Origin of the sequence: Streptomyces sp. NPDC002265, assembly GCF_040296125.1 — a bacterium.
Classification (GTDB): Bacteria; Actinomycetota; Actinomycetes; order Streptomycetales; family Streptomycetaceae; genus Streptomyces.
The window spans coordinates 1-5,649 of the sequence record NZ_JBEOWS010000485.1 but is presented as its reverse complement, the minus strand read 5'-3'; the positions used below and the strand labels follow the sequence as shown (position 1 = coordinate 5,649).

Genomic DNA, 5,649 nt, shown 5'->3' with positions numbered 1-5,649 from the left:
CCCGGCGTGCGCCCCCGCTAGCCGATGGAGCGGCCCGTCGCCACACCGTGCACCACGTGGGCGGCGGCCACGTCCAGGGCCGCGTGGCCGGTGGACTTGAAGACGGTGAGGACGTCGGGGTCGCGGCGGCCGGGGGCCTCGCCGGCCAGGACGGAGCCGAGGAGGGTGACGGCGCGGTCCGGCGGCAGGTCCTGCAACTCGTGGGCGCCGGAGGGCGGCGCCGTCGCCGCGGCACCGGGCCACTCGGCGAAGAGCGCCGCGTCGGCGACGGTGGCGGCGTCGAGCTCGGGCCCGTGGGAGCCGCCGACGGAGCTCACGTGCGTGCCCGGGGCCAGCCAGTCTCGGTGCAGCACCGGACGGGTCGCGCCGGTGCAGCAGTACACCGTCGCCGCCGTGCGTACGGCCGCCTCGATGCCGTCGGCCGCACGGCCCGCGGGGTGCAGGCCGGCCACGGCGCGGGCCGCCGCGAGGTCGCGGCCCGCGACGGTGACGGGCTCGGCCGGCCGCAGCGCGGCCAGCAGCGCGACCTGGGCCCGGGCCTGCGCACCGGTGCCGACGACCACGACGGGACCCGGCCGGGCCAGTGCCAGGGCGCTGTGCGTGGCGGCCGCCGCGGTCCGCCAGGCCGTGACCGGCTCCGCGTCCATGACGGCCAGGGGCCTGCCGTCCCCGGCGTCGAAGAGGGCCACGATGCCCTGGTGGCTGCTGTGGCCCGGGTGCTCGGGGTCGGCGAACACCGACACGAGCTTCGCCGCCAGGCCCAGCCCCGGTACGTACCCGGGCATGGCGCCGAGCAGCCCGCTCGGCGCGAACGCGGCGATCCGGGGCGGCGCGGACGCCCGGCCGCGGGCCACGGCGACCAGGGCCTCGGACACGGCGGCCATCAGCCGGTGCGGGTCGAGGGCCGCCGCGGTGGCGGCCCCGTCGAGGACGAGCAGGTCGCTCACGCGTCGGCTCCCGTGTTCGTTCCGGACAGCAGGCCGCAGAGGGTGTCCACCGCCGAGGCGAGGTGCTCGCGCAGCCGCCGCATCCGGGTCTCGTCGATCTCGGCGTCCGGTCCGACGACGGTGAGGGCGCAGACCGGCGATCCGGGGACGGGGACCACGGCCCGGCTCACGGAGGCCACGAACTGTTCGTTGCGGCCGTGTTCGACGGCGAACCCGGACGCCTCGACCCGCTCGATGTCGGCGAGCAGGCCCGCCGGGCCCGTCAGGGGGTGCCCCTGCGCACGGGCCGCTTCCAGGTAGGGGCGGCGCGCCTCCGGGGGGAGCGCGGCCACCAGGGCGAGCGGACCGGCGAACCGGTGCACGGGCAGGGCCTCGCCGTGCAGCGTGCTGATCATCGCCAGCCGGTCCGGGCGGATCACGTCCACCACCCGGGAGCCGTCGTTCTCCAGGACCTGGAGGTTGACCATCAGACCGGTGCCCGCGGACAGCTCCTCCAGCACGGGCCGGGCCAGCGTGGTGAGCGAGTTGTGCGCGGCCCGGGACGACAGACGCAGGACGGCGGTGCCGGGCAGATAGCGGTCGTCGGCGCGCAGCACCCAGCCGCGGCGGACCAGGTCCACGAGGATCCGGTACGCGGTGGCCCGGTGCAGACCGACCTCGTCCGCGAGATCGGTGAGCCGAGGGGGCGCGTCGGCGCGCGAGACGGCCTCGATCAGATCCAGCGCCTTGTCCACGGCCGTGCGCGTCGCCTTCTGCGGCACTTCTGGCATCGAAACCCTTCCGGATGTGCGGGCGGACCGTCCTGGCGGGGCGTGTCCACCGCCCGTCCGCGGAGGTAGAGTAACGCCTGTTTCGTAAGACGAGAGAGTTGTTACGTAGAGCGTAACAGGCCGAGAGTGTGGTGACCTTGACGACCGAAAGCGCCGGGGCGGCGGCCCCCTTCGCCCCTCCCGAGGTCGGAACGGTGGTGGTCTACCGCGGCCTCACGCTGTTCGACGGGACCGGCAGCCCGCCGCGGCCCGGGATGTCGATCGTCGTGGACGGCCCCGTGATCCACGCCGTCGTGCCCGACGCGGACGTCCCGGACGTGCTCGCCGCGCTCACGGACGGCGCCGGCCGTCCCGCGTACACCGCGGCCGACGGCGCCGATCGCGCCAGGGACACCGCGGCCGACGGCGCCACGGGCACCGGAGCCGACGCCGGTGCGGCCGGCGAAGTCGTCGACCTCACCGGCCACTTCGTCACCCCCGGCCTGGTCGACGCGCACCAGCACCTCGCCACCCCGCCCGACCGCCCCGCCGCCGAGGCCGTCCTGCGCCGCCTGGTGCACAGCGGCGTCACCGCCGTACGGGACATGGCCGACGACCTCCGGCAGGTCGGCGACCTCGCCCGGGCCGCAAGGGTCGGGGAGATCCCCGCCCCCGACATCCACTACGCCGCGCTCATGGCCGGCCCCGGGTTCTTCGACGACCCCCGCACCCACCAGGTGACCCAGGGCGCCGTGCCGGGCGAGGTGCCCTGGATGCAGGCCGTCACCGACACCACCGACCTGCCCCTGGCGGTCGCCCTGGCCCGCGGGACCCACGCCACGGCCATCAAGGTCTACGCCGATCTCGACGCGGACCTCGTCGCCGCCATCACCGCCGAGGCGCACCGGCAGGGCATCCTCGTCTGGGCGCACGCCGCCGTGTTCCCCGCCACGCCCGGCGAGGTCGTCGCGGCCGGGGTCGACGCCGTCTCCCATGTGACCCTGCTGGCCCACGAGGCCGCCACAGGGCCCCTGACCACCTACAAGGACAAGCCGCCCGTCGACCACGCGAGCCTGGTCACCGGCCGCGACGAACGCCTCGAAGCCCTCTTCGCCCGGATGCGCGAACAGGACGTCGTCCTGGACGCGACCGCCGGGATGTGGGCCAGCGCCGAACTCGCGGGCGACACCCCGGAGACCTCCGAACGGGCCGCCCGCAACACCGACCTGGCGATCGCCCTCACCGCGCAGGCGCACCGGGCCGGCGTACAACTGGCCACCGGCACCGACTACGAGACCGCCCCCGAAGAGCCCTTCCCCGCCCTGTACGAGGAACTGGCCTTCCTCGTCCGCCACTGCGGCCTCCCGGCGGCCGACGTGCTGCGCTCCGCGACCCTCGTCGGCGCCCGCGCCGCCGGCACGGACCACCTCACCGGCACACTGGTTTCCGGCAACCAGGCCGACTTCGCGGTCTTCGCACAGGACCCGCTGGCCGACATCGACCACCTGCGCACCATCACCCTGACCGTCAAGCGGGGCCACCGCTTCCCGCGCGCCGCCTACACCGCGGACCGACCCCAGGAGAACCGTTGACCGGCACACCCCTGATCGTCAACGCCCTCGGCCAGCTCGACAACCCCAACTCCGCGCAGTCCATGCAGGCGGCGGCCGAACTGAACCCGAGCAGCGAGCAGTTCACCGTCGACACCCGCACCCTGGCGGAGGCGCGCGCCTCCGGCCTCACGGCCGTGAACATCACCCTCGGCTACGTGATGGGCGACCAGCCCCCCTACGAGCACACCCTGCACGAGATCGACGTCTGGGACGGCGTCATCGAGAGCCACCCCGACGACCTGCTGAAGGTCACCACCGCGGCCGACATCCGCACGGCGGCGCGCGACGGACGCGTCGGTGTCATCTACGGCTTCCAGAACGCGGTGGCCGTGGGCGAGGACGCCGGCCGGATCGCCACCTTCGCCGAACGCGGGATACGGGTTGTGCAGTTGACGTACAACCAGGCCAACCACCTCGGCGGCGGATCGAGCGCGCCCGGCGACACCGCGCTGACCGCCTTCGGCCGCGAGGTCGTCGACGCCCTGAACGACCACCACCTCATGGTCGACCTCTCGCACAGCGGCGAGCGGACCTGCCTGGACGCGGCCACCCACTCCCGGGTCCCCGTGTCGATCAACCACACCGGCTGCCGCGCGCTGACCGACCTGCCCCGCAACAAGACCGACGAGGAACTGCGCCTGGTCGCCTCGCGCGGCGGGTTCGTCGGCATCTACTTCATGCCCTTCCTCAGCCCCACCGGCCACGCGCGCGCCGCCGACGTCGTCGAGCACATCGCGCACGCCGTGAACGTCTGCGGAGAGGACCATGTCGGCATCGGCACCGACGGACCGGTCACCGCCATCGACGACCTCGACGCCTACCGGGCCAGGCTCGCCGAGCACGTGGCCCAGCGCCAGGAGGCCGGGGTGTCGGCCGCTGGCGAACGGGCCGACACCTTCCCCTTCGTGGTCGACCTGCGAGGCGTGGACCAGTTCCGCGACCTGATACGTCTGCTGGAGCAGCGCGGCTACTCCTCCACCCGTATGGAGAAGATCATGGGCCGCAACTTCGTCGACTACGCCGAACGGGTGTGGCGGGCCTAGTCCCACCGGCCGAAACGGGTCGCCGCGCCCCCGGCACGGCCAGGACTTGGGCCAGAGCCAGGACCAGGAAGAACACGCAGGAAGACAGGGCGATGGACGCGTACAACCATCGCCCTGTCTGGTCTGTCTGAGTCTGTGTCAAGTGCCGATCCGACCGGTCGGCTTTCGGTTCTGTTCGCCGGGAAGGGGCGGCCCGTTCGCTCCCGCCCGGCGCTTCTCCAACGGAGAACGCATGCCTATTCGCACAAGAGCCGCCGTCGCCATCGTCTGCGGTGCCGCCGCACTGACCGGTGTGGCCGTCCCGGCCGCCCAGGCGACCGACACCTCCGAGGTCGTGCGCCCCTGGCAGCTCGGCGGCCACACGGCCGCCACGGCCCGCGCGTCCGCCGTCGCGGCCCCCCAGCCGTACGCGCTGCCGGTGACCTTCTCGAACATCAAGGTCGCGAGCGGCAAGGCGGCCGTGACCGTGGGCACCAGCGCCGTCGTGCACGTGCCCTACAGCTTCACCCTGACCGCGACGAACGTGGACGTCTCAGCCGACGACCTCTACATCGGCATGGACTTCTACCGCGGTTCCGCCTCGGCTCCCACCGCCGACCTGTACGGCGACTCCCCGGCGACGTGCACCGTGACCTCCTCCACGTCCTCGTCCGACGGGGTCGTCACCGTCGAGGCCTGCAAGGGAACCGTCGACATCTACCCCAAGTACGACCTCGCGATCACCGACGCCGGTGCGGGCTGGCACTCGGTGGCCTGGGCCGTCGCCTTCAACGGCCAGAACCCGTCGAACCCGGCGGACATCACCAAGATCGGCACCGCGGAGCGGACCGGGCTCTTCGCCCCGGCCGTCCAGCGTCTGTCCAAGCTCACCGTGAACGCCGCGCCCGAGCCGGTCAAGAAGAACAAGACGCTCACCATCACCGGCAGCCTCACCCGTGCCAACTGGGACACCGGCAAGTACGCCGGGTACACGGGCCAGAAGGTCAAGCTGCAGTTCCGCAAGAAGGGCAGCAACACCTACACCACCCTCAAGACCGTCACCACCGACAGCCACGGCAACCTGAAGACCACGTACAAGGCCACGGCCGACGGCTACTGGCGCTACTCCTTCGCGGGCACGTCCACCACCCCGGCCGTCTCGGCCGCGGGTGACTACGTCGACGTCAGGTGACCGCACCCTGAACCCGCTGGTGTGGGGCGGCCCCCCCGACGGGCGGGCGCGGGGCCCCACCGCGGCACGCGGGCCGGGGAGCCCGAATAAGCCCCCCGCGGGCCCGGCGGCGGCCCCCCCACCCAA

5 protein-coding genes are annotated in these 5,649 nt (G+C 73.5%); 3 read left to right on the top strand and 2 right to left on the bottom strand.

Annotation, left to right across the window (positions count from 1 at the left end; translation table 11 throughout):
• Positions 1 to 17 precede the first annotated feature (17 nt).
• Both ABT085_RS43095 and ABT085_RS43090 read right to left on the bottom strand, forming a co-directional pair.
• A complete protein-coding gene (locus ABT085_RS43095; protein ID WP_351621692.1) occupies positions 18 to 947 on the bottom strand; it encodes an ornithine cyclodeaminase family protein in 930 nt (309 codons plus the stop codon).
• Positions 944 to 1,717, bottom strand: a complete 774-nt coding sequence (locus ABT085_RS43090) for an IclR family transcriptional regulator (protein WP_351621689.1) — start codon at positions 1,715 to 1,717, stop codon at positions 944 to 946. The genes ABT085_RS43095 and ABT085_RS43090 overlap by 4 nt, the downstream gene beginning before the upstream one ends.
• 131 nt (positions 1,718 to 1,848) lie before the next feature.
• Between ABT085_RS43090 and ABT085_RS43085 the strand changes: the two genes are divergently transcribed.
• From ABT085_RS43085 to ABT085_RS43075, 3 genes are all read left to right on the top strand, one after another.
• Positions 1,849 to 3,288 (top strand): amidohydrolase family protein, encoded by a 1,440-nt coding sequence (locus tag ABT085_RS43085; RefSeq protein WP_351621686.1) that lies wholly within the window; start codon positions 1,849 to 1,851, stop codon positions 3,286 to 3,288.
• A complete protein-coding gene (locus ABT085_RS43080; RefSeq protein WP_351621683.1) occupies positions 3,285 to 4,352 on the top strand; it encodes a dipeptidase in 1,068 nt (355 codons plus the stop codon). The genes ABT085_RS43085 and ABT085_RS43080 overlap by 4 nt, the downstream gene beginning before the upstream one ends.
• A gap of 238 nt (positions 4,353 to 4,590) precedes the next feature.
• Positions 4,591 to 5,523: a hypothetical protein gene (locus ABT085_RS43075; protein ID WP_502982964.1), complete on the top strand. Its 933-nt coding sequence runs from the start codon at positions 4,591 to 4,593 to the stop codon at positions 5,521 to 5,523.
• Positions 5,524 to 5,649 lie beyond the last annotated feature (126 nt).

Excerpts from the sequence above, each read along its gene's own strand:
- ABT085_RS43090 (WP_351621689.1), bottom strand. The coding sequence starts at position 1,717 with ATGCCAGAAGTGCCGCAGAAGGCGACGCGCACGGCCGTGGACAAGGCG.